This is a genomic window from Gordonia zhenghanii (assembly GCF_021738965.1).
In the GTDB taxonomy this organism is placed as follows: Bacteria; Actinomycetota; Actinomycetes; order Mycobacteriales; family Mycobacteriaceae; genus Gordonia; species Gordonia zhenghanii.
In genome coordinates, this window is the sequence record NZ_JAKKOQ010000007.1 from 37,390 (window position 1) to 63,816 (window position 26,427).

General features: G+C 66.8%; 27 protein-coding genes. 13 read left to right on the forward strand and 14 right to left on the reverse strand.

Annotated elements, in window-relative coordinates:
* Positions 1–24: 24 nt before the first annotated feature.
* Positions 25–630, reverse strand: a complete 606-nt coding sequence (locus L5G32_RS08860; RefSeq protein ID WP_237010675.1) for a class I SAM-dependent methyltransferase — start codon at positions 628–630, stop codon at positions 25–27.
* 118 nt (positions 631–748) lie between these two features.
* Here L5G32_RS08860 and L5G32_RS08865 point away from each other — a divergent pair, with 118 nt between their 5' ends.
* Positions 749–1,624, forward strand: coding sequence for a L,D-transpeptidase family protein (locus tag L5G32_RS08865; RefSeq protein ID WP_237010676.1), 876 nt, complete (start codon positions 749–751; stop codon positions 1,622–1,624).
* A 105-nt stretch (positions 1,625–1,729) separates the two neighbouring features.
* On the opposite strand, the gene L5G32_RS08870 is transcribed toward L5G32_RS08865, so the two are convergent.
* From L5G32_RS08870 to L5G32_RS08880, 3 genes are all read right to left on the reverse strand, one after another.
* A complete protein-coding gene (locus tag L5G32_RS08870; RefSeq protein WP_237010677.1) occupies positions 1,730–2,407 on the reverse strand; it encodes a PIG-L deacetylase family protein in 678 nt (225 codons plus the stop codon).
* 71 nt (positions 2,408–2,478) lie between these two features.
* On the reverse strand, positions 2,479–3,108 hold the full coding sequence (locus tag L5G32_RS08875; protein ID WP_237010678.1) for a response regulator: 630 nt from the start codon (positions 3,106–3,108) through the stop codon (positions 2,479–2,481).
* Positions 3,105–4,283, reverse strand: a complete 1,179-nt coding sequence (locus tag L5G32_RS08880) for a sensor histidine kinase (RefSeq protein ID WP_237010679.1) — start codon at positions 4,281–4,283, stop codon at positions 3,105–3,107. Before L5G32_RS08880 ends, L5G32_RS08875 begins: the two co-directional genes overlap by 4 nt.
* A 182-nt stretch (positions 4,284–4,465) precedes the next feature.
* Here L5G32_RS08880 and L5G32_RS08885 point away from each other — a divergent pair, with 182 nt between their 5' ends.
* Together L5G32_RS08885 and L5G32_RS08890 are read left to right on the forward strand one after the other, a co-directional pair.
* Positions 4,466–5,461, forward strand: a complete 996-nt coding sequence (locus tag L5G32_RS08885; protein WP_237010680.1) for an ABC transporter permease — start codon at positions 4,466–4,468, stop codon at positions 5,459–5,461.
* A gap of 39 nt (positions 5,462–5,500) precedes the next feature.
* Positions 5,501–6,187, forward strand: a complete 687-nt coding sequence (locus L5G32_RS08890; protein ID WP_237010681.1) for an ABC transporter ATP-binding protein — start codon at positions 5,501–5,503, stop codon at positions 6,185–6,187.
* A gap of 72 nt (positions 6,188–6,259) precedes the next feature.
* Here L5G32_RS08890 and glpX read toward each other — a convergent pair whose 3' ends face one another.
* Positions 6,260–7,249 (reverse strand): class II fructose-bisphosphatase, encoded by a 990-nt coding sequence (gene glpX / locus L5G32_RS08895; RefSeq protein WP_237010682.1) that lies wholly within the window; start codon positions 7,247–7,249, stop codon positions 6,260–6,262.
* A 103-nt stretch (positions 7,250–7,352) separates the two neighbouring features.
* Here glpX and L5G32_RS08900 point away from each other — a divergent pair, with 103 nt between their 5' ends.
* Positions 7,353–7,934 (forward strand): DUF4245 domain-containing protein, encoded by a 582-nt coding sequence (locus tag L5G32_RS08900; RefSeq protein WP_237010683.1) that lies wholly within the window; start codon positions 7,353–7,355, stop codon positions 7,932–7,934.
* 322 nt (positions 7,935–8,256) lie between these two features.
* Here the strand turns inward: L5G32_RS08900 and L5G32_RS08905 are convergent, their stop codons facing one another.
* The 3 genes from L5G32_RS08905 to L5G32_RS08915 all read right to left on the reverse strand — a co-directional run bounded on the left by L5G32_RS08905 (position 8,257) and on the right by L5G32_RS08915 (position 10,862).
* Positions 8,257–8,478 carry an exodeoxyribonuclease VII small subunit gene (locus L5G32_RS08905; RefSeq protein WP_237010684.1) on the reverse strand — a complete coding sequence of 74 codons (222 nt, stop codon included), beginning with the start codon at positions 8,476–8,478 and terminating at the stop codon, positions 8,257–8,259.
* 137 nt (positions 8,479–8,615) lie between these two features.
* Complete coding sequence (locus L5G32_RS08910; protein WP_237010685.1) at positions 8,616–10,013, reverse strand: MFS transporter; 1,398 nt, start codon at positions 10,011–10,013, stop codon at positions 8,616–8,618.
* 237 nt (positions 10,014–10,250) lie between these two features.
* The gene (locus L5G32_RS08915) at positions 10,251–10,862 is read right to left on the reverse strand and encodes a TetR/AcrR family transcriptional regulator (protein WP_237010686.1); all 612 of its coding nucleotides are present in this window, start codon (positions 10,860–10,862) and stop codon (positions 10,251–10,253) included.
* Positions 10,863–10,993: 131 nt separating this feature from the next.
* Between L5G32_RS08915 and L5G32_RS08920 the strand changes: the two genes are divergently transcribed.
* The 8 genes from L5G32_RS08920 to L5G32_RS08955 are packed head-to-tail and all read left to right on the forward strand — an operon-like array spanning position 10,994 to position 19,309.
* A complete protein-coding gene (locus L5G32_RS08920; protein ID WP_237010687.1) occupies positions 10,994–12,607 on the forward strand; it encodes a class I adenylate-forming enzyme family protein in 1,614 nt (537 codons plus the stop codon).
* A complete protein-coding gene (locus L5G32_RS08925; RefSeq protein ID WP_237010688.1) occupies positions 12,604–13,404 on the forward strand; it encodes an alpha/beta fold hydrolase in 801 nt (266 codons plus the stop codon). Before L5G32_RS08920 ends, L5G32_RS08925 begins: the two co-directional genes overlap by 4 nt.
* Position 13,405: 1 nt before the next feature.
* Positions 13,406–14,404 (forward strand): LLM class flavin-dependent oxidoreductase, encoded by a 999-nt coding sequence (locus L5G32_RS08930; RefSeq protein WP_237010689.1) that lies wholly within the window; start codon positions 13,406–13,408, stop codon positions 14,402–14,404.
* A gap of 14 nt (positions 14,405–14,418) precedes the next feature.
* Positions 14,419–15,180, forward strand: coding sequence for an SDR family NAD(P)-dependent oxidoreductase (locus tag L5G32_RS08935; protein WP_237010690.1), 762 nt, complete (start codon positions 14,419–14,421; stop codon positions 15,178–15,180).
* Entirely contained in the window at positions 15,173–16,549 is a 1,377-nt protein-coding gene (locus tag L5G32_RS08940) for an amidase (RefSeq protein ID WP_237010691.1), read from the forward strand. The genes L5G32_RS08935 and L5G32_RS08940 overlap by 8 nt, the downstream gene beginning before the upstream one ends.
* Positions 16,546–17,307 (forward strand): enoyl-CoA hydratase/isomerase family protein, encoded by a 762-nt coding sequence (locus L5G32_RS08945; RefSeq protein ID WP_237010692.1) that lies wholly within the window; start codon positions 16,546–16,548, stop codon positions 17,305–17,307. Before L5G32_RS08940 ends, L5G32_RS08945 begins: the two co-directional genes overlap by 4 nt.
* Positions 17,308–17,321: 14 nt before the next feature.
* Positions 17,322–18,509 (forward strand): acyl-CoA dehydrogenase family protein, encoded by a 1,188-nt coding sequence (locus L5G32_RS08950; RefSeq protein ID WP_237010693.1) that lies wholly within the window; start codon positions 17,322–17,324, stop codon positions 18,507–18,509.
* Complete coding sequence (locus L5G32_RS08955; protein WP_237010694.1) at positions 18,506–19,309, forward strand: MaoC/PaaZ C-terminal domain-containing protein; 804 nt, start codon at positions 18,506–18,508, stop codon at positions 19,307–19,309. Before L5G32_RS08950 ends, L5G32_RS08955 begins: the two co-directional genes overlap by 4 nt.
* A 208-nt stretch (positions 19,310–19,517) precedes the next feature.
* Here the strand turns inward: L5G32_RS08955 and L5G32_RS08960 are convergent, their stop codons facing one another.
* Genes L5G32_RS08960 through L5G32_RS08970 form a run of 3 tightly spaced genes read right to left on the reverse strand, consistent with a single transcriptional unit; the run spans position 19,518 to position 21,675 of the window.
* Positions 19,518–19,736: an exodeoxyribonuclease VII small subunit gene (locus tag L5G32_RS08960; protein ID WP_237010695.1), complete on the reverse strand. Its 219-nt coding sequence runs from the start codon at positions 19,734–19,736 to the stop codon at positions 19,518–19,520.
* The gene (gene xseA / locus L5G32_RS08965; RefSeq protein WP_237010696.1) at positions 19,733–20,983 is read right to left on the reverse strand and encodes an exodeoxyribonuclease VII large subunit; all 1,251 of its coding nucleotides are present in this window, start codon (positions 20,981–20,983) and stop codon (positions 19,733–19,735) included. Before xseA ends, L5G32_RS08960 begins: the two co-directional genes overlap by 4 nt.
* Positions 20,980–21,675, reverse strand: coding sequence for a lipid droplet-associated protein (locus L5G32_RS08970; RefSeq protein WP_237010697.1), 696 nt, complete (start codon positions 21,673–21,675; stop codon positions 20,980–20,982). The genes xseA and L5G32_RS08970 overlap by 4 nt, the downstream gene beginning before the upstream one ends.
* On the opposite strand from L5G32_RS08970, the gene L5G32_RS08975 reads away from it, so the two are divergent.
* Positions 21,674–22,663, forward strand: a complete 990-nt coding sequence (locus L5G32_RS08975; protein ID WP_372491665.1) for a 4-hydroxy-3-methylbut-2-enyl diphosphate reductase — start codon at positions 21,674–21,676, stop codon at positions 22,661–22,663. The two genes, L5G32_RS08970 and L5G32_RS08975, sit on opposite strands and share 2 nt — an antisense overlap.
* Here L5G32_RS08975 and mycP read toward each other — a convergent pair.
* The 3 genes from mycP to L5G32_RS08990 form a co-directional block, all read right to left on the reverse strand.
* Positions 22,593–23,909 (reverse strand): type VII secretion-associated serine protease mycosin, encoded by a 1,317-nt coding sequence (gene mycP / locus L5G32_RS08980; protein WP_237010699.1) that lies wholly within the window; start codon positions 23,907–23,909, stop codon positions 22,593–22,595. The two genes, L5G32_RS08975 and mycP, sit on opposite strands and share 71 nt — an antisense overlap.
* Position 23,910: 1 nt before the next feature.
* Complete coding sequence (gene eccD, locus L5G32_RS08985; RefSeq protein ID WP_237010700.1) at positions 23,911–25,353, reverse strand: type VII secretion integral membrane protein EccD; 1,443 nt, start codon at positions 25,351–25,353, stop codon at positions 23,911–23,913.
* A 650-nt stretch (positions 25,354–26,003) separates the two neighbouring features.
* Positions 26,004–26,342 carry a hypothetical protein gene (locus L5G32_RS08990; protein ID WP_237010701.1) on the reverse strand — a complete coding sequence of 113 codons (339 nt, stop codon included), beginning with the start codon at positions 26,340–26,342 and terminating at the stop codon, positions 26,004–26,006.
* Positions 26,343–26,427: the final 85 nt, after the last annotated feature.

Sequence of the window (26,427 nt, forward strand, 5' to 3'; positions counted from 1 at the left end):
GTGCTGCTCCTGAGCGGTGTAGGTTTACGCGCGCCGCAGGATCGACACAGCGAAATCGGCGTCGTCGTGCCATGGTCGGACATCCCAGGTGGACAGTCGTAGGTCGAGGGTGAGGTCGGTGTCGGCGAGGGCGGCGTCGAACGTGGCGACGGGCAGTTTCGCGACGTGGAAGCCGACGGCGAGGAATCCGCCGTCAGCGAGGTGCTCGGCGAGGCGTGTCAGGACGAGGGCCTCGGTGTCGGCGGCGACGAAGGCGAGGACGTTCCCCGCACAGACGATCGCGTCGAACTCGCGGCGGGAGCCGTCGTCGTTGCGCAGGTCGAGGGTCGCGAGATCGTGGACCTGCCAGTCCGGTCCCGGGTAGTCGGCCGACGCCGCCTCGATGAGCACCGGGTCGACGTCCACGCCGACGACCTCGTGCCCGGCGGAGTGGAGGTAGCCGCCGACACGGCCCGGGCCGCAGCCCGCGTCGAGGATCCGCGAGGACCGGCCGACCATCGCGTCGATGAAGCGGGCTTCGCCGAACAAGTCGGCCCCGTCTGCGGCCATCGAGCGGAATCGCTCGACGTACCACTCGCTGTGGCCGGGTTCAGTGTCGGTGATCCACCGGGGTGGGGGAGGAGTGCTCATGACCTCGACCATAGCCGCCGGTCACCGAGTTGCGGAAAGGTGACGATGCTCTCCCCGGGTGGCGGAGTATCGCACCCGCTGGCACACTAATATGATGCTGAAGTTACTAATGAGGCGTATGTGGCAAGTGGGACTACTGGTGGTGGCGAGCGTCGTCGCCCTCGTAGTCGGGACCGGGCAGGCGTCCGCCGCGCCGACGACCCCCGCTCCCACCCCGGCTCCGAGCGGCGACGTCACGTCGCTGCTCAACGGAATCCTGAAGAACTTCCAGATCCCCGGCATGCCGTCGGAACCTGGTGAAGCCGCCGACGAGACGGGTCAGATGATCGTCGTGACCGCACCGGTCGCGTCGTCGCAGACCGCCACGCTCACCGCGTTCGAGAAGGACGCACAGGGCGCGTGGAAGCCGGTTCCGGGCATCGGTCCGGTGAAGGCGTTCCTCGGTGAGAAGGGCATGGGCAAGGCCCAGGACAACGTGTACCGCACACCGCAGGGCACGTTCCCGCTCGACCAGGCCTTCGGCCGCCAGGAGAACCCCGGCACCAAGATGCCGTACTTCCAGGCGACCAAGCAGGACTGGTGGGACGCGAACCCGAAGTCGCCGACCTACAACCAGCACGTGAAGCAGGACAAGAGCCCCGGCGGCGACAGCGAGAACCTGTACGACTCGGGACCGGTCTACGACTACGCGGTCAACATCAACCACAACCCGAACCGGACACCGGGCGACGCATCGGCGATGTTCCTGCACGTCACTAACGGCAAGCCGACGTGGGGCTGTGTCGCGACCGAGCGCGAGACGATGGTCAACATCCTCAAGTGGCTCGATCCGGCGAAGAAGCCGAAGATCACGATCGGTGTGAACGTCGACGCTCCGGACCAGGCGCCCAAGGCGGAGACCAGCCCGAACGGTGACGTCCTCGGCGGACTGCTCGGCAACCTCGCCGCGATGCTCCCCGGCTCGTTGAGCACGCTCATCCCGAGTATCAGCTGACCCGAACACCGACCCCTTCAGCGACCCGAGGCCGCACGCGATCATCGCGTGCGGCCTCGGGGTTTTCGGGTCTAGGCGGTAGTTCCAGTCAGACGGTGGTTCCCGTCAGGCGGTGCCGCGCAGCAACTCGAACCCGGACGCTCGGGCGGCGTCGAAACCGTCGATCGGGCCGGTGCCGCGTTCGATCTGGGCTGTCGCCTGGTCGAGGACCGGTGTCTGCGGGTCCAGGACTTCCAGATAGACGCGGTGGCATTCGAGCGCCCGGATCGCGGCGTCGGTGAATCCCTCGACGTCGGCGGCGTGTGTGACGTTGGGGCCGTTGCAGAACAACGCGCGCGGCGGCGTCTCGAGCGCGTCGAATGCTTCGACGACGGAGTCGGCGAACTGCATGTGGTCGCGCTGATTGGGGAAGCCGGGAGCCCACTCGGGGCCGCCGTACAGGCTGAGGACGACGTCGGGACGCACGCGGTCGACGGTCTCGGTGATCTTTGCGCGCAGTTCGGGCGTATTGAAGATCTCGCTGTCGGGGAAGCCCCAGAACTCGACCTCGTCGACGCCGACGACGGCGGCCGACGCGATCTGCTCGCCTTCGCGAAGCGGTCCGCACTCTTCGGGCGGCATTCCTTCGATTCCGGCTTCGCCGCTGGTCGCGAGGGCGTAGACCACGCGCTTGCCCTGCGACGTCCACCGCGCGACGGCGGCGGCCATGCCGTATTCGGGGTCGTCGGGGTGAGCGACGAGGACGAGAGCGGTCGACCAGTTCTCCGGGAAAGTGGCAGTCATGGGGCCGACAGTACGCTGCGGCGACACTGTTGGCTCGACTCTGACGGGCCCGACTGACTGCTGGGCAGGCCTTAGGGGATCAGGCCTCGCTCACGTGCGGCGGCAAGGACTTTCGTTCGGCTGTTGACGCCGAGCTTGTCGAAGATGTGGACCAGGTGCGATTTGACGGTCGCCTCGGAGATGAACATCTTGCGGGCGATCTCCCGATTCGATCCGCCGCCGGCGAGACTCTGGACGATCTCCAATTCGCGTGCGGTGAGTGGAATTTCGCGCGAAGTGACCCGGGTGAGCAGCTTGGCCGCGATGGCGGGACCGAGCACCGTCTCACCGGCAGCGGCGGATCGGATGGCTCCGACCAGCGTCTCGGGCGACGCGTCCTTGAGTAGGTAGCCGACAGCTCCCGCTTCCACCGCGCGGACGATGTCGGAGTCCGACTGGTAGGTCGTCACGATCAGGACCTGCGGCGGATCGGCGAGCGCACGGATCGACTGGGTCGCGTACACCCCGTCGGCCGCGGGGTCGGCGCCGTGCAGGCGCAGGTCCATCAGCACCACGTCGAGGCCGGTCGTCGACGCGATCTCGACGGCTTCGGCGGCCTCGCCTGCTTCGGCGACGACGGTGAAGTCGTCGACGGCGCCCAGTACTGCGCGTAGTCCTGCGCGGACCACGGGGTGGTCGTCAACGATCATGATGCGGATCATCGGTGCCTCTCGATCGGGACGCTGGCGTGAATTGTAGTGCCGTCGCCGGGCGCGGACTCGACGGTGAGTTCGCCGCCGCACGTACGGATTCGGGCGCGCATCGCCCGAAGACCGAAGCCGCTGCCCGGAGCGTCGTCACCGGTGGGCGGGGGACTCACGCCGTCTATGCCCACGCCGTCGTCCACGATGTCCACGTGCACCTCGTCCGGGAGGTACGTGAGCGTGACGGCGGCCGCGTCGGCGTGCGCATGGCGGCGGACGTTCAGCAGGGCTTCCTGCACGGTGCGTTGCAGAGCGACCTGGACCCGCTCGGAGAGTAGTGCGGGCGAGCCGTGTTCGGCGAAGACCACGCGGGGCCCGTCCTCGGACGCGGCGGCGACCTGTTCGGCGAGCGCGTGCGACAGGCCCTCCGGATGCGACTCGGGTCCGTCGAGTCCGCGGAGGAACCGTCGGGACTCGGCGAGCGCGGTCTGCGCTGTCTCGAGGGCGGTCTCGGTATGGGCGGTGCGCTGCTCGGGCGGCGCCGTCGGCGACGTCGCCGCACGCAGCAGCATGATGATGCTCGCGAGCGACTGTCCTGTCCCGTCGTGGATCTCGCCGCCGAGGCGTTCGCGCTCGGCGAGCACGCCTGCGTCTCGTTCACGTGCAGCGAGCTGCGCCCGCGTCGTGATCAGTTCGTCGACGAGTCGGTCTCGCTCGTCCACCATCGCCGCGATCCGGCCGAACGCCTCGGTCACGGCGACGGCGGTGGCGATGCCGATGAGCGGGCCGATCACGCCGCCGACGCTGAACCCGCCGGTGCTCACGCGGGTCGCGGTCACTGCGGTGGCTGCGACCAGGACCACGACGGCGGCGGCCACGCCGCGCGGTAGGAAGTGCCAGCACAGTATGGCCACCACGAAGGCGATCCACACGAAGTCCGCCGACACGACCGACAGTGCGATCCAACCAGCCGTCAGGACCAGGACCCACGGGACCACCAGCTCACGCCTGCCGAGGGCGGAGAAGACGGCGCCGAGCGCGTACCAGGCGGCGAGCACGCCTGCGCACACGAGCACGCCGATGTGCGTTCCCTCGTCGGCGACGGTGTTGGCGACGCCGACGATCATCAGCGTCGTGAACAGGATGTGACCTGCCCATTCGGCGTAGCGGTCGGTGCTGCGGTCGTCGGTCATGTCTCCCAGTATCACTGTGATCCGACGGCGCTCGCGACGTCTACACCTTTCGATGGATATCGAGCCGCCGATAGGTGGAGTCGAAAGTGCGAATCCGGGGCGATGCCGGGGGAGGGGTCGGAGCGACAAGCTTGAGTAGTCCCGGCGAACAGCTGGGTGAGCATCTCTCAGGAGGATTCGAAGTGTATATCGGCTGGCGCGAGATCCGCGACGCTAAAGGAAGATTCGCACTCATCAGCGGTGTGATCGCACTGCTGTCTCTCATGGTCGTCATGCTGTCCGCGCTGACCGCGGGACTGGATGCCGAATCGACGTCGGCAGTGCGTGCGCTGCCCGGCGACACCGTGATCACCCAGTCCGCGGCGGGCGGGGAGGCGTCGAGCCTGACCGACAGCCGCGTCGACGACGCCGCGATCAGTCAGGTTCGCGCGGACGATCCGCAGGCGATGGTCCTCGGTGTGGCCAACACCCGCATCACCGCGGACGGCCGGGCAGCCGCGGTGGCGGCGTTCGGGTTCAGTGACACCGACGAGGTGACCGTCGACTCCGAGACCGCAGAGGCGCTCGGCGTCTCGGCCGGGTCCGACGTCGTCGTCGGCACCGAGCGGGTCCGCGTCGACGCCGTCGGCGACACCGACAAGTACGCGCACACTCCGGTGGTGCGCATGCCGTACTCGATGTGGGTGACGGCGACCGGCCGCGACGCGGCGTCGGCCGTGCTGACCAGCGATTCGACGGCTCCGTCGGGGATGGCCGCGACGTCGCACAGCGACGCGGTGTCCCTGGTGCCCGGCTACAAGTCCGAGCACTCCTCGCTGCTGCTGATCCAGGGTCTCCTGCTGGCGATCTCCGCGATCGTCGTCTGCGGCTTCTTCGCGGTGTGGACGGGTCAGCGAGTGCGTTCGCTCGCCGTGGTCCGGGCCATGGGTGCAGGCCGCAACTACCTGATGCGCGACGGGCTCGGCCAGGCCGCCGTCGTCCTGTTCGCCGGTCTGATCGCCGGTGGAGCCGTCGGCGCGATCGGCGCGTGGATCGCATCGGGCACCGTGCCCATCGCGTTCGACGCGGGATCGATGATCGCGCTGCTCGCCGGAATGGCGGTGCTCGGACTGGCAGGTGCGGCGATCGCGCTCCGGCCGCTGGTCAAGGTCGACCCACTCACCGCGCTCAACCGCTGACCACCCGCCCCCAGTTCACTTCTCAGCAAGGAGTTTCCGATGTCTCTCGTACTCGACAATGTGACCCTCACCTACCCGGACGGCGACCGCGACCGCGTCATGGCCGTCGACGGCGTCAGCCTCACCGTTCCGCGCGGACGTCTCGTCGGACTGACCGGCCCGTCGGGCTGCGGCAAGTCCAGCGTGCTCTCGGTGGCGGGGACGCTCATCACCCCCGACTCCGGTCACGTGGAGGTGGCAGGCGAAAGTGTGGAGAACCTCGGCGCCGAGGATCGCGCACGGTTGCGCCGCGAGCAGGTCGGTTTCGTGTTCCAGCACGACAACCTGTTGCCCGATCTGACAGCGCTCGAACAGGTTCTCCTGCCGATCCACCTGGCCGGCGGCCGCCCGAAGCGTCACAAGGCGCGGGCCCGCGACCTGCTCGCTGAGGTCGGTCTCGCCGACGCGGTGGACCGTCGCCCCGGTCAGCTGTCGGGCGGTATGCGCCAGCGTGTGAACATCGCCCGCGCGCTCATGGGCGAGCCCGCACTGCTGCTCGCCGACGAGCCGACGTCGGCGCTGGACTCGCACCGTGCCGCCGAGATGATCGACCTGTTGGTCCGACTGGTGGCCGAGCACGACGTGGCGGCGCTGTTCGTCACACACGACGCACGGGCGCTCGAGTCGGCCGACGACGTGGTGCGGATGCTCGACGGGCAGGTCGCCGAACTCACGCACGCACGGTAGATCCGTCTCGTCCGACAGAAATGGGCCCCGGTCATACGACCGAGGCCCATTTCTGTGTCAGGAGGTGAGGACTCAGAGATCCAGGCGCGCGTACTCGCGGAGCTTGGACGTCTGGTGCACGGCTTCGACGGTGCGGATCGTGCCCGACTTGGAGCGCATGACCAGCGAGCGCGTGGTGGCGCCGTTCGGGCGGTAGGTGACGCCGCGGAGCATATCGCCGTTGGTGACGCCGGTCGCGCAGAAGAAGGCGTTCTCGCCGCGCACCAGGATGTCGTTGGTGAGGACCTGGTCGACGTCGAGGCCTGCGTCGATGGCCTTCTGGCGCTCGGCGTCGTCCTTCGGTGCGAGCTTGCCCTGGATCTCGCCGCCCATGCACTTCATGGCGACGGCGCTGATGATGCCCTCGGGGGTGCCGCCGACGCCCATCAGCATGTCGACGGTGCTGTACTCGCCCGCTGCGGCGATCGCGCCTGCGACGTCGCCGTCGGAGATGAGGCGGATCTTGGCTCCGGCTTCGCGGATCTCGCCGATCAGGTCGGTGTGGCGCGGGCGGTCGAGCACGACGACGGTCATGTCGGCGACGTCGATGCCTTTGGCTGCCGCGACGGAGTTGATGTTCCATTCGACGGACTGCTCGATGTCGATGGCGCCCTTGGCTGCCGGACCGACGGCGATCTTGTCCATGTAGAACACCGCGGACGGGTCGTACATGGTGCCGCGCTCGGACACCGCAATCACCGCGATGGAGTTCGGGCGGCCCTCGGCCATCAGCGTGGTGCCGTCGATCGGGTCGACAGCGACGTCCACCTCTGGGCCGTCGCCGTTGCCGACGACTTCGCCGTTGTAGAGCATCGGAGCTTCGTCCTTCTCGCCCTCGCCGATGACGACGGTGCCGCGCATCGAAACGGTCGAGAGGAGTTCGCGCATCGCGTCGACGGCTGCACCGTCTCCGCCGTTCTTGTCGCCACGGCCAACCCAACGTCCGGCAGCGAGCGCTGCGGCCTCGGTGACCCGGACGAGTTCCAGCGCAAGATTACGGTCGGGGGCTTGCTTGGACGACATGTGGCTCCGCTCCTTTGACACGACTCAGACCTGGACATTCTTTCACGCACGCTCGGCGACCCGGGCCCCAGGGTGCCGGTGCCGCTGATGGATAATGGCAGGCATGGCCGACAAACCCAGGATCCTGCAAGACGGCAAGGACCTCATCTGGTCGCTGATCGCATTGGGCGTCATCATCCTCGTCGTCGCAGGTATCGCAGGCAGCTGCAGCTGGGGATTCGGATCGGACGCCACCGAGCAGAAGGTCCCGCACTTCGACGTCTCCGCCGGGCTCAAAGCCGACGCGAACACGATGCCGTTCCCGATCCGCGAACCGAAGGTCCCCGACACGTGGCAGCCGAATTCCGGCTCGACGCAGGAGATCGAGAAGACGATCTCGAGCAATGTCGGCTGGATCACCGGCGGTGGGGCGTACATCCAGCTCACCCAGACCGACGCCGTCGAAGAAGACGTGATGCGCAAGCTCCTCGGCGATGACACGTCTGGAACCGGCACCCGCGACATCGGCGGCCAGATGTGGGTCACCTACGAGAACCTCGAGCACCAGAAGGCGTGGATCGTCGACCTCGGCGACGTCCGCATCGGTGTGAAGAGCCGCGGCAAGGACGAGTCCATGCAGACCCTCGCCGAAGCCGTCCTCGCCGCTCAGCCCCTCAAAGCCGACCGCCCGGTTCCCACGGGCTAGGCCCGCGCCCCACCCGTTGATCGGGCCCTTTGCTGCTGATCGAGCGGAGTCGAGATCGCTTGCCCCCACGTCGATCGAGCGGAGTCGAGATCACTCGCCTCACGTTGATCGAGCGGAGTCGAGATCACTCGCCTCACGTTGATCGAGCGGAGTCGAGATCCAGGTCTCGACTCCGCTCGACCAGCGGGAAAATGGCTGGACCAGCAGGAAATGGGCTCGATCAGCGGTTGCGGGGCTCGGCCAATAGGAGTCTCGACTCCGCTCGACCAACGAATTGGGGCTCGACCAACGAAGTGGGGCTCGACCAACAGAAGCGAAAAGATCAGTCCTCTTCGTCCTCGTCCGGGTTGAGCGCGGCTTCGATGCGTGTCCGCGCGCCTTCGAGGTGGGCGGTGCAGCGGGCGGCGAGGGCTTCACCTCGTTCCCAGAGGGCGAGGGACTCGTCGAGGCCGAGGCCGCCGCGTTCCAGCGCGGTCACGACCTCGGACAGTTCGTTGCGAGCGTCTTCGTAGGCGAGTTCGTCGACGGGGGCGGGTTCGGTCATGGGTGGTCTCCTTCACGGATGGTCGCGTACACGGAGCTCGCGACGGCGTGCGGTTGATGTCGGTGCGTTGCACCACGGCGTAGCCGCGCGCCAAGGTCTGTGCTGTAGGGAGCCGGGGCGGTTCTGTCGTGTCCTGCTCAGTGCTGATCGAGCCCCTTCGATTCGAGATCGACGTTCCGAGTCTCGGGGCCGAAGAGGGCGCCGGCAAGAACGAGAAGTGAACCGACCACCAGCAAGACAGCTCCGGTGTCGTCGAAGGCCATGAAATTCGCCAGGCCGGCCTGATAGAACGCGTAGAAGGACGGGATGACTACCGCGAGGCTGTACGCCAGGCCGTACCCGGATGCGCGCACGGACGTCGGAAAGCGCTCGTTGATGTAGGCGGGCAACACCGCCCACGGGCAGATGACGACGATCACCAGCAGGATCGTGGCGAACACGACCCAGGTCAGGTCGTCGGCCTCGGACCGAACTATGGATAGGAAAAGTGCGGTGCCGGCGACTGCCATGGCCGATGCCGCGATGATGAGGAATCGTCGTCGTCCGATCCGTTGACTGACCACGGCGGCGCCGACGTCGATCGGCGTGAGGATCAGATAGGCGATGATGAGGGTCAGGGTGACCGACGTACTCGACAGTCCGACCCCGTCGGACCCGAGTAGCGCTGGTAGGGAGGCTGCGACCGGTTGCAGGGCCAGCCAGAATCCGTTCATCAGGACGAAGACCTGCAGGAAGCGCTTGGCATTGTCGCGCTGGAGTAGTTCGCGAAACGGCGACATGGTGCGTTCTGTCTTGGTGAACACGTCCGACTCGGTGACCGATTTGTGGAAGTACCACGCCGAGCCGAGGGACAGGAGTGCTCCGATGACGAACGGGATCCGCCAACCCCACTGCGCATACGCGGAGTCGTTCCCGTCGGAGGGCATATTGAGCAGGAGGACGAGCGTGATGATCGACGCGGCGGCGTACCCGAGCGGAAATCCGGTGTTGATCAGGCCGCTGTAGAGGCCGCGCTTGTGCGGAGGTGCCGCCTCCATCGCGAGCGGGTTCGCCCCGGTGTACTCGCCGCCGAGGAAGCCTCCGGCCAGGAACCGAAGCGCGACGAACAGGATCACGCTCGTCACGCCGATCTGGGAATATCCAGGTAGCAGCGCGATGAGGAAGGTGGCGATGCCTGCGCCTGTCATGGCGATCATCGTGGTTCGCTTGCGCCCGACGGTGTCCGCGATCCAACCAAAGATCGCGGCGCCGATCGGCCTGCCGACCAGGGTCGCGGCGAACATGGCGCCGCTGACGATCGCCTTCCCTGTGGTGCCGAGGTCATCGGACACGAAATAGCCGATGGCCGGAGCCATCACCACAATAGGTAGGTAGATATCGAACAAGTCGACAAAGAATCCGAGCCAGGCGCCGAACAGTGCCTTGCGCGCCTTCGTGTTCGAGCTGGACGGGTCGCCGTCTCTCGGGGTGTCGCGCCATGCCTGGGCGTAGTCTTCTGTGCCCGCAGATGCGGATCTCTGGTCCTCGGTCGTCATGTGGTGAACCTCTGATTCGACGGGTTATGAGCAGGTGCTGCACGCGTGCCGGTGATTGTGAGGAGTATCGACTCGACTCGGAAACAATCATGTGGTGCACGCCACACCATGTCAAGAGAGTGACGTCGCTTTTTTCCAAAATACCGATCGGTCCACCGGTGATGTACCAGGTCACGGCAAGGCGTGGTACGAAAAATCCCCCGGAGTCTCGGGTTCCGGGGGATTGGCGTGTGTCGGTCAGTCCGTGAAAAATGTGCGGTGCCACGTGTGCGCGACGAGGCGTGCCGCGGTGTCGACGTCTACCGCGGAGAGATGGTCTTCGGCTTTGGCGAACCAGACGTAAGCCGACTGTTCCACCATGCATGCCATCGACTCTGTGGCGAGCCGGGCGTTGGTGCCTGCGACCTGGGTGATGCCGTGAACTTTCTCCAGTGCCGCGGTGAACCGATCGACGTGTCGCTCGCGCATGTGCCGCCAGATCTGCTGAAACCGGTCCTCGACGTGTGCGGCCTGAATGAAGGCGCGCATGACATCCCGGTTCTCGTTGTAGAGCGACAGGTAGCCTCGGTTGGCCTCGATCAACGCCCCGTGCGGGTCGGTGCGGAAATCGTGGTCGCGGGCGACGCTCGCATCGTAGAGCCGTTGATGGAGATCCTCGATGACCTGGGCGAACAGGTCCTCTTTGTTCTTGAAATAGCGATACAACCCGCCCATCGAGATGTCTGCCTCCTCGGCGACGTCGCTCATGCGGGCATCGACGTATCCGTTCCGTGCGAACACGGCGCGTCCGGCGTTGACCAGGTGGTCGCGGGTGCGACGGCCCTTCGGCGTGGTCGGTTCGGCTGGCACGGCGCCCCCTCAGTCTTCGGCGGTGATCTCGACACGAACTCATCTGGAGTATATCCAGGTCCAATAAACTCGATAGAAAAAAGCGACGTCACTCTCTTGACTTTGCGTGAGGTCCGGGTCACAGTTGAGTTGTGACCAAGGCTACTTCTACTGGTTCCGAGTCCGACACCTTCGGCGTCGTACATCGAGGACCCGCAACCCCGATCGAGGACTGGCACGCGGGCGACCGCCTCGCGGATCGATTCCATCGACTCGTCGCCGCCGATCCGGATCGACTCGTCCTCGCCGATGACAACGGCAGGGAACTCACCCGCGCCGAGCTCTGGGACCGATCCGGACGGCTGCGCGACGTCCTCGCCGACACTGGTGTCGCACGTGGTGACGTCGTCTTGATCTACCTGCCGAACACGATCGAATGGCAGGTGTCGTTCCTGGCGGTCCTGCGTCTGCGCGCCGTGCCCGCCACGATCCCGATGAGCACCGACGAAGACACGCTCAGTCACGTCCACTCGGTGATCCGGTCGCGAGCAATCATCGGACCGTCCGCGTACCGCGGTCGATCGGCGCGGGACACAGTGACCGCCGCGGCGAGATCCACCGACCGCACCTGCGTGGTGCTCGTTCTTGACGGCGCCGCGGTGGACCTGCAGACCGTCGACGGTGTCGCAGGCGAATCGGTCGTCGACCCTGAGGTCGGCCACCTGATGTTCACCTCGAGCACCACCGGAATGCCGAAGGCGGTGATGCACACCGAGGACTCGCTCGCTGCGGCGAACAGCGCGTTCATCGACCGCTTCGGCATCGACGAGGACACGCCGATTTTCATGCCCTCGCCGCTGGGACACAGTGTCGGGGCATGGCACGGGGCTCGACTTTCGCTGTTCGTCGGTGCGCCGCTAATCCTTCAGGGGGCGTGGGATCCGGTGCGGGCACTTGAGATCGTCGATGAACGCCGATGCGGATTCACCGCGGCGGCCACGCCGTTCCTGAAAGACATCATCGACGCGGACTGGCCGGCCGACAAGCACAAGCTGGCATCCATGAAGACATTTCTATGCGGGGGAGCGCCAGTGCCGCCGAGTGTGCTCGACGCGGCCACCGAGCAGGCCTCGACCACGTTTGTGACGGTGCTATGGGGGATGACCGAGGGCACTGGTACCACCTGTGTGCCGGAAAGCACTCGCCTTCAGGTGCTCGAAAGCGCCGGTCGGCCGGTCGACGGACTCGACCTGCGCATCCTCGACCCCGACGATCGTGGGATCGGCGAACTCGCGATGCGTGGACCCGGTGTCTTCGTCGGATACCTCGGCCAGGAGCAACTGTTCCGCGACCTGCATACACCCGACGGATGGTTTCGCACCGGCGATCTCGCACGCATCGACGACGACGGTTACCTGCATCTGACTGGCCGACTGAAGGACATCATTATCCGCGGCGGCGTCAACATATCGCCGGTGCCGATCGAGAATGCGATCGCGGCGCACCCGGGAGTCCGACGCGTTGCCGTCATTGGCCGGCCGGACCAGCGCTTGGGTGAGCGCATCTGTGCGGTCATCGTCCCCTCCGATGATGCCCCACGGCTCGACGAACTCTGTACGTGGTTGCGCAAGCGAGGCTTGTCCGATCGCATGTTGCCCGAGTCGCTGGAGGTCATCGACGAGATGCCGGTGACCGCAGCCGGCAAGATTCGGAAAGTCGACCTACGACGACGATTCGACACCGAACTCGAGGAGGAGAACGTATGAGGCACGTGATCGGCGACATTGACGTCGAGTACACGATGGCCGGGGCCACCGGCACCGACGCGGTACCGGTTGTCTTCATTCACGGCCTCGCAGAGGACCGCCGGAGCTGGTCGTCGATACTTCCGTCGATGGCCGACGACCGGTTGTACGCCTACGACCTGCGCGGACACGGCGGCACGACTGTCGGCGATGCCGACGGCACGCTTGCACAGCTGGGCGGGGACCTGATCGGCTTTCTTGAACAGGTCAGCGGCCCTGCCGTGGTCGTCGGCTTCTCCCTCGGCGGCGCAGTCGCGCTCTGGGCAGCGGCACACCGTCGGGATCTGATGTCCAAAGTGATCGTTCTGGGCACCTCGTCGATCGTGGGGCGCGGCGCAGCCGACTTCTACGCGACTCGCATCGCGCAGGCCCGTGACACGTCGTCGACAGAGTTCCGGGCCGGGATGCGCGACGACACCGCCGCGGCGATCATCACCGCCACCGACCGGATCGATGAGATCACTCAGATCCGGCTCGACGCGGTCGGCGACGGGCGCGGCTACGTCAATGCCGCGCGGGCCATGGCATCGCTGAGACTAGAGCCGCTGACACCGGCGCTCGCCGACATAGCGCTGCACGTCGACGTCGTGGGCGCCGCCGCCGACGCATTCTGCCCGGTGAAGGCCGCACAGATCATCCTCGATGCCCTCGGTGACTCGACCTACTACGAGGTTCCCGCCGCCGGACACCTTATGAACGTGGACAACCCGACCGCAGTGACCTCGGTCCTGCAGACCATCCTCTTCGGAAAGGACTGACATGAATCGCTGGGGACTCTCCATGGGGGTCAGCCCCCGGGAACCGCTCACGAATGTGACCGAGCTGGCTTCCACCGCTGAACGACTCGGGTACGAGGCGATGTGGTTCATCGACTTTCAACTCGGGATGAAAGACGTCTACGCCGCGATGAACATGGCGGCGCTGGCAACCGAGAAGCTGGCGATCGGATCGGCTGTGACCAACCTGCTCACCCGTCATCCGACCGTCACCGCCAGTGCGACAGCGGCGCTAGACGAGCTGGCCGACGGCAATGCGATGCTCGGCCTCGGTGCCGGGTGGTCTGCGGTCTACGGCGCGGGACAGGCCCCGTCGAAGCTCGGCGACCTGTCCGCGGGGATCGACGAATTCCGCAAGCTCTTCACCGGCGAGGAGCAGGAGTTGTACGGCACCACAGTGCGACTGGCGACAGCCGAACGGCAGATTCCCATCTACATGGCGGTGTCGCAGCCAGGCCTGCTCAAGTTGAGCGGCCGCAAATGCGACGGCGCGATCTTGATGGGTGCCGCCGACCCCGAGTTCGTGAAGTGGCAGCTCGACTTCATCTACGAGGGGCTGGAGAAGGCCGGGCGGGATCGCAGCGAACTGACCATCGACCTCGTGGTCACCATGAGCGCCGACGACGATGAGGAGAAGGCCCTCTCAGACGTGCGAGCCTGGGCCACCAGCCAGGCCGCGACGTTCGACGTCTGGAAGCGCATGCCGCCTGCGTGGGAGCGGTTCCGCCCCGAGTTCGCCGCCGCCAATTCCGGTTACCATCTTGTCGACCACCTGTCGCGCCACGCCGACCACAAGCAGGTGGTCAGCGACGACTTCGTGAAGTCGGTCGCCCTCGCAGGAACGGTCGACCACTGCGTCGCACGGCTGAAGGAATTGTGTGGTCTCGACATCGACCGCATCACGTTCGCGCTGCTGTCCGGCGGTCGGCTCCGCCGGATGGACCAGATCGCCAACCAGATCATTCCCGCAGTCAACGCCTGAACCGAGGAGAAGAGATGACCGAATCGAACCCAGTAGCGATCGTCACCGCGGCCGCAGGAGCGGGTATCGGAGCAGCGATCGTTGATCGCCTGGCCCACGACGGGTACGACGTCGTGGTCACCGACGTGCACGAGCGGCGGTGCCGGGAAGCGGCCGAGCGGCTCAGCGTCGCGCACGGTCGCGAGTTCCTCGCCGTCCCGCTCGACGTCACAGACGAGTCGCGGGTACAGGCCGCGGTCGCGTCGGTGATCGACGCCCGGGGGCGGATCGACGTCCTGGTGAACAACGCCGGATGGTCGAAGATCGAACCGGTGTCGGAGATGTCCCTGGACACCTGGCGTCGGTGCCTGGACGTCGACCTCACGGGTACATTCCTGTGCATGCGGTACGCGTTGCCGCACATGATCGAGGCGGGACGCGGGTCGGTCGTCAACATCAGCTCGATCTCGGCCTACGAGACCTCGACCGAGCACGGAGCCGCGTACTCAGCGGCCAAGGCAGGCGTGCTCGCGTTGACCCGTGTGGCCGCCGCCGAGAACGGCCGCCACGGTGTGCGAGTAAACGCGGTCACGCCAGGGTTGATCTACAACGACTTCCTTCGCAAGATCTACCCGGACGAGTTCTTCGACGGGTACGCCGAGAGCCGGTCCTTGGTCGGTCGGGTCGGTCGACCCGAAGACGTCGCCAACCTCGTCGGCTTCCTCGTCTCGGACCAAGCGGGATATGTCACTGGTGAGGTGTACGGAGTAAGCGGAGGGGTGTATCCGCATGCCTGACGTAAGCGCCGACCTCGGCATCGCCGAACTAGTCGCCGGGTTTCGGGACGGGTCGATAAGTCCTGTCGATGTCACCGAGAAATATCTGACCAGAATCGCCGACCACGACAACGACACTCACGCATTCGTCACAGTCACCGCCGATCTCGCACGTGCGCAGGCTGCGAGCGCTGCGCGTGATTACGCCGCCGGCTCTCCGACGGGGCCGCTGGCGGGCGTGCCCGTCTCGATCAAGGACGCCTTCTACGTCAGCGGAGTGCCGACCACCCTCGGTTCAGCGCTCTACGGGCAGGTCGCCAAACGCGACTCTGGTGTCGTGCGTCGCCTGCGAGCTGCAGGTGCGGTGTTCCTAGGTAAGACGAACACCGCAGAGTTCGGTCAGTCGGCGACGAGCGAGAATCGACTCGGCCCCGATACGACGAACCCGTGGAATCGGACCCGGACGCCGGGCGGCTCCAGCGGCGGAGCCGCGGCCTCGGTCGCCGCCGGACTGGCTCCCGTCGCCGTCGGATCCGACGGCGGAGGCTCGATTCGGATACCGGCGTCGTTCTGCGGCGTCTATGGGATGAAACCGACTTACGGCGCGTGCCCGGACGAGAAGGGCTTCCGCGGGATGACCGACTTCGTCTGTCCGGGACCACTCAGCCGCAGCGTTGCCGATGCCCGCGTCGTGGTGGGAACGCTTTCCGGACATCATTTCCCGCGTCGTGACGTGCCTCACCTGCGCATCGCCTACTGTGCCCGGCCTGAAGGCCGACCGGTCTCCGCCGCCGTCACCGCCGCCGTCGCGCGCGTGGCCACAGTGCTGGGAGAAGCCGGGCACGACGTCGACGCCGTCGACCTGCCCCTCGACGGATGGAATGACATCTTCGGACCGCTCGTGCTCGAGGACGAGCATCGCGAACGCGGACATCTGCTGTCTCTTCATGCGGACGAGCTGAGCCGATACGAACGGTCGTCATTGCGTGCAGCGGTTGGCTTGGATTCGGTCGCGGTCGATCGGGCCGAGGAGTTGCTTCCCGAATACCGGCGACGCGTCGGCGACCTGTTCGACGGCTACGACATCCTGCTGACCCCGGCAACAGCGGTGCCCGCCTTCCCACTTGGGCAACGACCGACCGAGATCGACGGTCATCCCGTCGGCCAGTTATGGGGCGCGTTTCCGTTTGCGGTGCCTTTCAATGTTGCAGGCACCCCGGCCGCATCGGTCCCGTGCGGCTTCGACGACGGACTCCCCGTAGGAGCACAATTGGTCGCCCGTCGCGGGGCCGATCACCTGCTCCTGGACATCTCAGAGCTGGTCGAGGAAGCGGTCGCGTTCGGCCCCGGGCTCATCGGCGCACCGGCTGCGGCGACATCGCTGTTATGACTGGCAGCGTGGTCCTCGGCTGGACGGGCGCGGTTGCCGTCCTCACCCTGCACGCGGCCGAACGCAAGAACGCGCTGTCGAGGCAGATGCTGACCGACCTCGCCGCGGCCCTCGCCTCTGTCGATGATGCCGACGGAGTGGTGCTTACCGGTGGCGACGAGTGCTTCAGTGCGGGCGCTGACCTGCGGGAGATCACCGGCACCGTCGCAGACCTCGCCTACGACGACGCGGTGGCAGATGTGGCACAGGCGATCGATGGGTGCGCGGTCCCGGTGATCGCCGCTCTCGAAGGGCCGTGTCTGGGCGCGGCCGCACACCTGGCACTGCTGTGCGATGTGCGCATCGCTGGCGCCGACGCGTTCGTCCAGATCCCCGCAGTTCGACTCGGGCTGCTGTACAGCCCGGACGCCGTCGAGTGGCTCGCACGGACGTATCGCCGCGACACGGTACGGCGGCTACTGCTCTGCGCGGAGCGGTTCGACGCCGAGGCCGCCGTCGCCGCCGGTCTCGTCTCGACCATCGTATTGGCGGGCGCGGCCACCCGCGTGGCCGTGGAATCCCTGGGCGGGCTCTCGCCTCGCAGCCGGCAGGCGGTGGCCGCGACCAGGACGTTTCTTCGGCACGCCGAGGCGGGCACCGTCGTCGACGATCACTGGCAGGAGCGTCGCCGCGAGCTCCTCGCCTCACCCGATCGCGCGGCCGCAGTCGCGGCCGCACATCGACGCCACGGCGGCATCGATGCACAGAACACCGAATAGACAGGACTATGCCCATGGGTGAGCCCCTGGACCCTCGTCGGTCCACCAACCCTTACGACTTCCTAGACTCCAGGAGTCTTCTCGATGATGAGGAGCGTGCCATTGCCGACACGGTCCGCAAGTTCGTCGATGACCGTGTGCTGGTCGGCATCACTGACTGGTTCGACCGCGGCGTATTTCCCCGCGAACTCGCCACCGAGATGGGTGCGCTCGGACTGCTCGGAATGCACCTGGACGGATACGGCTGTGCGGGTACCAGCGCCACCGCATATGGCCTGGCGTGCCTCGAACTCGAAGCGGGCGACTCTGGATTCCGCAGCTTCGTGTCCGTGCAGGGCTCGCTGGCGATGTTTCCAATCCACGCATTCGGCTCCGAGGAACAGAGACAGGAGTGGCTGCCTGCAATGGCGGCCGGCGAGGCGATCGGCTGCTTCGGTCTCACCGAGCCTGACTCCGGATCGGACCCCAGCAACATGCGGACCGTCGCGCGCCGCGACGGTGGCGACTGGATCCTCAACGGATCGAAGATGTGGATCACGAATGGCGGCATCGCCGACGTCGCGGTCGTGTGGGCGCAGACCGATGGCGGGATCCGAGGCTTTGTCGTTCCCACTGACACCCCGGGATTCTCCACCCGCGACGTCGACCGGAAGATGTCTCTCCGTGCATCGGTTACGTCGGCGCTGTCGTTCGACGATGTTCGTCTCCCCGGGGCCGCAGTCCTTCCGGGGGTCACGGGCCTACGGGGGCCGTTGTCGTGTCTGAACGAAGCACGCTTCGGAATCCTCTTCGGCGTGGTCGGCGCCGGGCGGTCCTGTTACGAGGCCGCGCTCGACTACAGCACGTCCCGCGTGCAGTTCGGAAAACCGATCGCGGGCTTCCAACTGGTCCAGCGCAAACTCGTCGAGATGATGATCTCGGTTAACCGCTCGACCCTCGTAGCCATGCACCTGGGACGACTCAAAGACGCCGGACAACTGTCCCCGGCGCAGGTCAGCTTCGGCAAGATGGACAACGTCCGACAGGCGATCGAAGTGGCCCGGGAGGCGAGGAATAGTCTAGGCGCCAACGGAATTACCCTCGACTACCCGGTGATCCGGCACATGAACAACCTCGAGTCGGTCTATACGTACGAAGGAACGAACGAGGTGCATACCCTGGCGATGGGCCAGGCGATCACCGGGCTGGGAGCTTACCGATGAGCCCGGCCCTGGCCGAACTGTCCGGGACCGACCTCGGGACCCACACGGCCTCCTACGACGACCGGGACTGCATTCTGTACGCGCTCGCGGTGGGTGCGAAGCCGACTGAACTCGATCTCGTCTACGAACGGGACCTCCGTGTTCTGCCGACGTATGCCTGCGCGATCGGACTGTGGGCGGTCGAGGCCGCGGGCCGACTCGGCGCCTACGATCCGACCCGATCGCTGCACGCATCCCAGGCTCTGACCGTCCACCGGCCGCTGCCAGCGTCCGGGAAACTGCCCATGACTGGACGGATCGGCGCCGTTTACGACAAGGGGAAGGCGTCGATGGTCGAAGTAGTCGTCGAATCCGAGTGGTTCTCGGCGACGTACAGCATCTTCCTCCCCGGGACAGGAGGATGGGGCGGCGATCGCGGACCGTCGAGCTCCGGCGGCGACTGGCCAGAACCGACTCGGACGTCCGAGTTCGTTACCGACACTGATCTTGCGGCCCTGTATCGGCTGACCGGCGACCGTCACCCGATCCATATCGACCCGGATGTCGCGCGGGCCAACAGTTTCGACCGTCCAATTTTGCACGGGTTGTGCACGGTGGGCATCGCGGCGCGTGTGGCCGCCGAGCAGACGGGCGCTCATCCGGCGGAGCTTCGTTCGTTGAATGCCCGGCTCGCCGCACCGGTTCTCCCGGGCGACACGCTGATCGTGCGCAGCGACGACGTCGACGGCGTGGTCTACTTCGACACCGTCGTCGGCGAGACGGCCGTGCTATTGAGCGGAACGGCCGAGTTCGGCTCGTGACGGAGCCGTGGATACTCACGACGGTGAGAGAACCGTGGCGGTCCCGCCGTTAGACGGAGCCCGGTTCGTCGCGGAGCTCTCGGTGACGAATAACTGATTTGTCTGTTTATTTCAGTGGGACGCACGGCGTGCCTGCGGACCGGCGTGACAATAATGGCTGGCCAACAGTGTTGCGAGGACTCTAGAAATCGCGAGTCCTCGCTGCGCTTTACTCTTCGTCGTCATCCGGGTTGAGCGCGGCTTCGATGCGTGTCCGCGCGCCTTCGAGGTGGGCGGTGCAGCGGGCGGCGAGGGCTTCGCCGCGTTCCCAGAGGGCGAGGGACTCGTCGAGGCCGAGGCCGCCGCGTTCCAGCGCGGTCACGACCTCGGACAGTTCGTTGCGAGCGTCTTCGTAGGCGAGTTCGTCGACGGGGGCGGGTTCGGTCATGGGTGGTCTCCTTCACGGATGGTCGCGTACACGGAGCCGTCGGCCACCCGGATGCGCACTGGCGCATCGGCGGGCAGTTCGTCGACGCTCGCGACCGCGTGCGGTTGGTCGATGTCGGTGCGCTGCACGACGGCGTAGCCGCGCGCCAATGTCTGCGCGGGTCCGAGGGTCGCGAGTCGCGAGGTGAGTTGCGAGTTGCGGTGCTCTTCGACGGTCACCAGATGTCGGACGCTGCGGCGGATGTCGACGAGGGCGGCGTCGACCCGCTCCTGCCGGCTGTCGATCATCGATAGCGGTCGTGCGAGCACGGGGCGGGCGAGTAGACCGTCGAGGACGCGCTGCTCGCGGTGGACCCAGTTGCGCAGGGCGTGCGCGCTGCGTTCGCGGAGTGACGCGATCGCCGCGAGTTCGGCGGTCACGTCCGGGACGACGCGTTTGGCGGCGTCGGTCGGGGTCGCGGCCCGCAGGTCGGCGACCAGGTCGAGCAGTGGACTGTCGGGTTCGTGACCGATCGCGCTGACCACCGGCGTCGAGCACGCCGACACCGCGCGCAGCAGCGTCTCGTCCGAGAACGGCAGCAGGTCTTCGACGCTGCCACCGCCGCGCGCGATGATGATGACCTGGACGCGCGGGTCGGCGTCCAACGCTTCGAGTGCGGTGATGATGGCTGGCACCGCCGTCGGTCCTTGCACCGGTGTATCCCGGATCTCGAAACGCACTGCTGTCCACCGCTGTTCGGCGACGGCGACGACGTCGCGTTGGGCGGCGCTCGCGCGTCCGCTGATCAGTCCGACGGTGTGCGGGAGAAAGGGGAGTGGCCGTTGGCGTCGGGCGTCGAACAGGCCTTCGGCGGCCAACAGTCCGCGAAGTCGTTCAATCCGCGCCAGCAGTTCGCCGATGCCGACCGGACGGATCTCGGTGATCCGCAACGACAGGGTGCCGCGTCCGGAATAGAAGTTCGGCCGTCCGCAGACGACGACGCGCGTGCCGTCCGTCAACGGGACGGGGCTGCGCCGCAACAGGTTCGGGTCGCAGGTCACCGAGATCGACATGTCGGCGGCCGGGTCACGCAGGGTGAGGAACGCCGTCCGAGTGCCCGGTCGGGCATTGATCTGGGTGAGCTGGCCCTCCACCCACACCTGCCCGAGCCGGTGGATCCACTCGCCGATCTTGAAGCTGAGCGTGCGCACCGGCCACGGCGCATCCGCCGAACTCGCCGGTGTCTGACCCGCTGACCCGGACGTCACTGGCCGGAGTCGGCCTTCTTCTGCTCACTGACGACGCGGTTGTCGATCATCGTCACGAACGGCGACCGGTTCCGGTTGTTCCGTTCGTACTCGGAGAGGACCTTCAGGTCGGCGAGCGCGAGCGTGCGGACCTTGGCGCGCAGCTGAGCGAGCGTCAGCGCGTCGTAGCCGAGGTCGGCGACGATCTGCGGGACCGGTCCGGTCGACGTGGCGGGCGTACCGGTCGGGCCGGGAGCGACGTCCGCGGTCGACGAGCTGTACAGCGCGAAGCGGCCCTCGGCAGTCGGTGTCTCAGCTTTCGCGGACTCTGCCTTGCCGGCAGATTTCGCGGCAGAAGCGGACTTGGCGGCCGGGGTGGCCTTCACGACTGATGTGTCTTTCGTGACAGTTGCGGGTTCGACGGCCTCGGTGGTCGCCGCCGCTACAGCCTTCACCGGGGTGGGATCGTCGTCCTCGTCGAATGTCGCCCACGCGGGCTCTTCTTCGGCCTTGTCGAAGATCGGCGCGAGCACGTCGTCGCCCTTGATGGCCAGTTCAGCGATGTTCTGCTGGAGACGCATGCCTGCCTGCAACGCGTTGCTGACCGCTGACATGGGCAGCGTGATGACTCGCGTCGGCAGTTTCCGGGTCTCCTCGACGGTCGTGGCCAGCAGACCGGCGACCACACGGGCGGGGTACGGAGGACGATTCATGTACTTAGCTTCTCACAGCCGTACGATTGGTGTTATGGCTGAATCGAAGCGTGTCCTCCTTGCCTCCCCGCGCGGCTACTGCGCGGGAGTCGATCGCGCCGTCGAGGCTGTGGAACGAGCACTCGACAAGCACGGCGCGCCCGTCTACGTCCGTAAAGAGATCGTCCACAACCGACATGTCGTCGACACCCTGACCGATCGCGGAGCGATCTTCGTCAATGAGACCGACGAGGTGCCCGAAGGCGCGATCGTCGTCTTCTCTGCGCACGGCGTGTCCCCGGAAGTGCATCGCACTGCTGCGGAGCGGAGTCTGCAGACCATCGACGCGACGTGCCCGCTGGTCACCAAGGTGCACCAGGAGGCCAAGCGTTTCGCGCGCGACGACTACGACATCGTCCTCGTCGGCCACGAAGGCCACGAAGAAGTCGAAGGCACCGCGGGCGAGGCTCCCGAACACATCCAGTTGGTCGACGGCCCGGACGCCGTCGACAACGTTGAGGTCCGTGACCCCGAGCGTGTCGTGTGGCTTTCGCAGACCACGCTCTCGGTGGACGAGACGATGCAGACCGTCAAGCGGCTGCGCGAGAAGTTCCCGAACTTGAACGATCCGCCGTCGGACGACATCTGCTACGCCACCCAGAACCGTCAGGTCGCGGTCAAGGCGATGGCGCCGAAATGCGATCTGGTGATCGTGGTCGGTTCGCAGAACTCCTCGAACTCGCAGCGCCTCGTCGAAGTGGCACTGCAGAACGGCGCGTCGGCGTCGTACCTCGTCGACTACGCCCGCGACATCGACCTCGCGTGGCTCGACGGCATCAGCACGATCGGCGTCACCTCGGGCGCCTCAGTCCCCGAGATCCTGGTGCGCGGCGTCATCGATCTCGTCGCCGAGCACGGTTTCGAAGACGTCGAGACGATCACGACCGCCGAGGAGACGTTGACGTTCGCCCTGCCGCGGGAGCTGCGGCCCGCGCGAAGCGCCAACTGACGGCGAGAGCGAGAGCGGCTAGCGCGACCGCGATCAGGATCCTTCCGGCGCCTCCCGCACCTTGATCCGGTGGTGCGGGTGCCGCGATCGCATGCCCGACAACGGGGTCGGGCCGAGTCGGCAGATGCGCGGTGAGGGCGGCGACAGGATCGACGACGCCGGCGCCGAGTGCGCCGTCGTGGCCACCCCCGTGGGCGGTCGCGACGATCCGTTCGATCACCTGCGCCGCCGACATCTCGGGGAACCGGGACCGGACCAGGGCGGCGACGCCTGCGACATACGGTGCGGCGTAACTGGTTCCGGCCAGCGGCACCGCGCCGTCGGCTCCGGCCAACGCGTACACCGGACGCGGGCCGTTGGCAGTCTGGGCGATGCTCACGACGTCGGTCCCAGGTGCGCCGACTGACACCCACGGCCCGCGCAGACTGAACGCCGCTGCCGTCCCGTCGGAGGCTTGGGCGGCGCCGACGGTGATCACGAGGGGAGCGAACCGCGCAGGTGTCGCGACCGTCGCCAACGCGGTGACCGGATCGGGATTCTGCTCCCGACAAGTCGTCGCGTCGGAGAGGTTGCCGGCCGCGACGACGACCACGATGTCCTTGGTCAACGCGTATTGCACGGCTCGGCCGACTGCGTCGTCGCCGAGTTCGCTCGCGGCAGGCAGGCATGCGGTCTCGGAGATGTTGACGACGTCCGCGCCCAGGTCGACGGCGCGAACCACGGCTTTGGCGAGCGTCGCGAGCGGCCCGTAGCCGACGCCGACTGTCGCATCGTCGCCGCGTGAGTTCTTCGCACGGAACGCGCCGCTCGACTGCCGGATGGAGATGATCCGCGCGGCGGGTGCGACGCCGACGAAACCGTCGCCGGGAGCGCTCCGTGCCGCGATGATGCCCGCGACGAGCGTGCCGTGGGCGTCGCAGTCGGACAAGCCGTCGCCGTCGGACACGTAGTCGCCGCCCGGCACGAGGCCGGGCAGTCGGCGATGCGGCGTGACTCCGGTGTCGATGACCGCGACGGTGACGCCGTCACCGCGACTGAACTGGTGGGCGGCCGCGACGTCGAGCAGGTCATGACCCGGCGGGACGTCCGTCGTCGACGCCGCGACTGGTCGTGCGCAGCGCGCATGCTGTTCGGTGGGCGTCATCGGGCCCAGGGGAGTGGCCGACGGCCTCGGGACCGCCAAGGCGATCGGCGGACAGCACGCCAGCAACAGGAGTGCGGCGACCGCCGCAGCAGCGATCCGCACGTCACAGCTCGCGGACGAGCCGATAGGCGTCGAGCACCCACAACAGCAGCGGAATCAGGGCGACGAGCACGCCGACCTGCACGATCTCGGCGGCACGTACCTGCAACGGCGAGAAGTCGCGCCCGGCGGCGACGGTTCCGACCAACAATGCCGCCGCACCGAGCGCGGCCGTCGTGCACATGACGACGACCGCCGTCGACGGGCCGACCGACGCCCATACAGCAGCGGCCGCGACCCCGGCGACCGTGCACGCTCCGCCCAGGATCAGGACGGTCGACTGCACACGATCGGTGTGCACCCGTCCGCGGACCAGGAGCGCGGCCGCTGCGACCGCGCAATACACGAGCACCATCGTGTCCCGTGCGCCGACGGCAGCTGTCACCGTCGCAGCGGCGACGATCCACACACCGACGCCTGCGAGCAGCCCGGTCAGGTACGACGCTGCCGCCGCCGTCGTCCTGGACAGTGTCGCGAGGTCGCCGAGCGCGAGGTCGGCGAGAGATCCGAGAGGATCGACCGGAACCGGGCCGAGGGCGTCGACACCGTCGACGACGGACCGGTGCGCCGTCGGATCTGCGGTCGGCGGCGCCGCGACCGGGACCGGAGGCAGCGGGAGACGGGCCAGGGCGATCGCGAGTCGTCCGGCCAGCGGTAGTGCGAGGACGCCGATCGCGGTGGACGTCGCCGCGATCGACAGGGTCGGAGCCGACCACATCGACGCGAGGCCGCCGGTGATCGCGGCTCCGACGCCGGTCGTCGCGATCGCGGTGTGGACGGCGGGCGCGGTGCCGGTCCCGCGGTGTCCGATCACGGCGAGCGTGGCCGCGGCGACTCCGGCGACCGCGATCGAGGCGGGCGCGCTGTCGCCGCCCGCCGACACTCCGGCCGCGGCCCCGAACACGCACGCCGCGATCGACAACGTCGCGCACAGTCGTGGGTCCACGCTCAACCTGCAAGCTGTCAACGCTGCACCGATGCAGACGACGGCCGCGACGCCGGTGAACAGCAGGGGAGCGAGCACATCGCCCGAGGTCGCCGCGACGACCGACGACGCCGCAGACACCACGGTCGCCAGCAGGACGCATGCGTACGCGGCCCAGCGTGCCGAGTCGGCTGTCCACTCGCTCCGGGACTCCCGCGTCAACGCCGCGACGCCTGCGGCGACGTCGTCGACCATCGCGCCGGGTGCGTCCGGGGAGTCGTCGGTCAGGACGAGGAGGTCGCCGTCGTGCACGTCGGCGTCCTGCAGCGTCCCGGTGATCGGGAGGGGCGGACCACCGATCTGAGCCAGCGTCCAGCACTGTCCGGTACCGCCCTCGACGTGCAAGAGAGCGCGTATGTCCGGGATCAGTGCTGCCAGTGGAACATCCGCAGGCGCGGCCACGTCGATTTGTGTGCGTCCCCCGACCACCGAGATCCGAACAGATCCAGTCACAACGGTCATTTCGCAAACCCTCCCCCGAGGTTCGGTGTACAACCAGTGCATCGCTGCGAGGCGATGGCGTCGAGATAATCACGTTCGGCGTCGCGCGGTGGGGGATTCGGGGGAATCGTGAACACTAAGGGTATTTCGACCGCACCGACGTGGTCGCCGAGTCGACCGCGGCGGTCGGATCGAAGCGGCCAAAGCGGCGGTGCGCACACGGTGTACTTCGTTCGTCGAATCAGTACGTGGTGCAGGAGCTCGCGAACGTTGGGCCGATCTGTCGATGATCGACCGATCCGGGTGCTCGTTTCGTCGACCACGATGTCGAGCATCGGACGCGGCCGGAAGACTTACAGCGACGGCGACGGTATTGCCATCAACTGGAAGTAGTCTGCGGTCAGCTATCGTCGCCCGCCTCGGGCGGGTAGTAAATGGCGAACGAACTTGAATCCGACTAGTGCTGGCGGCTGATGTGATCGCGAACGTCAGGACGCGCATAGTGCTTCTTGTCGAGTTGGTAAGGCAGGCAGGTCATACCACAGCTCGCAGCATGTCGACCGTCACGTTGATGCTCTACGTGCCGTGACTGCCATTCGGTCGGTGAACCTGCATTGCCGTCAAACTATAGGTTCAACAGCTTTGCCCTTTTGACGGCCACTTGATTCTGCTCACTTCTGGGGCTGTCGCTCGCTGCTTCCGATCCGGAACCAACGGTAGAACACGCCGCAGATGGCGAGCAGCGCAATCATTACGGCAGCGGTCTCGAAACCGGGGTGGGCTCCTCGCCGCGCCCAAACGAGTAATACCAGGGCGACGAACAGGACTGCCGCCCAGGCCCACCGCTCCATGGAGGCAAGCGGACGTGCCCTCGTGACGCCGATGACAACACCGATGAGGACGAGTGTGGTCACGCTCGCGAGCAAGTGCGCGAGAGCTCCCACTGCGAGCACCACGATCACGATGGCGACTGGGATGGTTGAGGCTCCGCCCCGGAGGAATGTCGTCATTCTTGTGGCACCTCGCCCGGCTCATCCCGTCCGTCAGCTGGCCAGTGTTCGACTAGTGTCGCGTGTCGTTAATTAGTTTATGGTT

Bases quoted from the DNA above. Each gene is read 5' to 3' on its own strand.
- L5G32_RS08860 (WP_237010675.1), bottom strand. From the start codon at position 630: ATGAGCACTCCTCCCCCACCCCGGTGGATCACCGACACTGAACCCGGC.
- L5G32_RS08865 (WP_237010676.1), top strand. From the start codon at position 749: ATGTGGCAAGTGGGACTACTGGTGGTGGCGAGCGTCGTCGCCCTCGTA.
- L5G32_RS08870 (WP_237010677.1), bottom strand. From the start codon at position 2,407: ATGACTGCCACTTTCCCGGAGAACTGGTCGACCGCTCTCGTCCTCGTC.
- L5G32_RS08875 (WP_237010678.1), bottom strand. From the start codon at position 3,108: ATGATCCGCATCATGATCGTTGACGACCACCCCGTGGTCCGCGCAGGA.
- L5G32_RS08880 (WP_237010679.1), bottom strand. From the start codon at position 4,283: ATGACCGACGACCGCAGCACCGACCGCTACGCCGAATGGGCAGGTCAC.
- L5G32_RS08890 (WP_237010681.1), top strand. From the start codon at position 5,501: ATGTCTCTCGTACTCGACAATGTGACCCTCACCTACCCGGACGGCGAC.
- glpX (WP_237010682.1), bottom strand. From the start codon at position 7,249: ATGTCGTCCAAGCAAGCCCCCGACCGTAATCTTGCGCTGGAACTCGTC.
- L5G32_RS08900 (WP_237010683.1), top strand. From the start codon at position 7,353: ATGGCCGACAAACCCAGGATCCTGCAAGACGGCAAGGACCTCATCTGG.
- L5G32_RS08905 (WP_237010684.1), bottom strand. From the start codon at position 8,478: ATGACCGAACCCGCCCCCGTCGACGAACTCGCCTACGAAGACGCTCGC.
- L5G32_RS08910 (WP_237010685.1), bottom strand. From the start codon at position 10,013: ATGACGACCGAGGACCAGAGATCCGCATCTGCGGGCACAGAAGACTAC.
- L5G32_RS08925 (WP_237010688.1), top strand. From the start codon at position 12,604: ATGAGGCACGTGATCGGCGACATTGACGTCGAGTACACGATGGCCGGG.
- L5G32_RS08930 (WP_237010689.1), top strand. From the start codon at position 13,406: ATGAATCGCTGGGGACTCTCCATGGGGGTCAGCCCCCGGGAACCGCTC.
- L5G32_RS08935 (WP_237010690.1), top strand. From the start codon at position 14,419: ATGACCGAATCGAACCCAGTAGCGATCGTCACCGCGGCCGCAGGAGCG.
- L5G32_RS08940 (WP_237010691.1), top strand. From the start codon at position 15,173: ATGCCTGACGTAAGCGCCGACCTCGGCATCGCCGAACTAGTCGCCGGG.
- L5G32_RS08945 (WP_237010692.1), top strand. From the start codon at position 16,546: ATGACTGGCAGCGTGGTCCTCGGCTGGACGGGCGCGGTTGCCGTCCTC.
- L5G32_RS08950 (WP_237010693.1), top strand. From the start codon at position 17,322: ATGGGTGAGCCCCTGGACCCTCGTCGGTCCACCAACCCTTACGACTTC.
- L5G32_RS08955 (WP_237010694.1), top strand. From the start codon at position 18,506: ATGAGCCCGGCCCTGGCCGAACTGTCCGGGACCGACCTCGGGACCCAC.
- L5G32_RS08960 (WP_237010695.1), bottom strand. From the start codon at position 19,736: ATGACCGAACCCGCCCCCGTCGACGAACTCGCCTACGAAGACGCTCGC.
- L5G32_RS08975 (WP_372491665.1), top strand. From the start codon at position 21,674: ATGTACTTAGCTTCTCACAGCCGTACGATTGGTGTTATGGCTGAATCG.
- L5G32_RS08970 (WP_237010697.1), bottom strand. From the start codon at position 21,675: ATGAATCGTCCTCCGTACCCCGCCCGTGTGGTCGCCGGTCTGCTGGCC.
- eccD (WP_237010700.1), bottom strand. From the start codon at position 25,353: ATGACCGTTGTGACTGGATCTGTTCGGATCTCGGTGGTCGGGGGACGC.
- L5G32_RS08990 (WP_237010701.1), bottom strand. From the start codon at position 26,342: ATGACGACATTCCTCCGGGGCGGAGCCTCAACCATCCCAGTCGCCATC.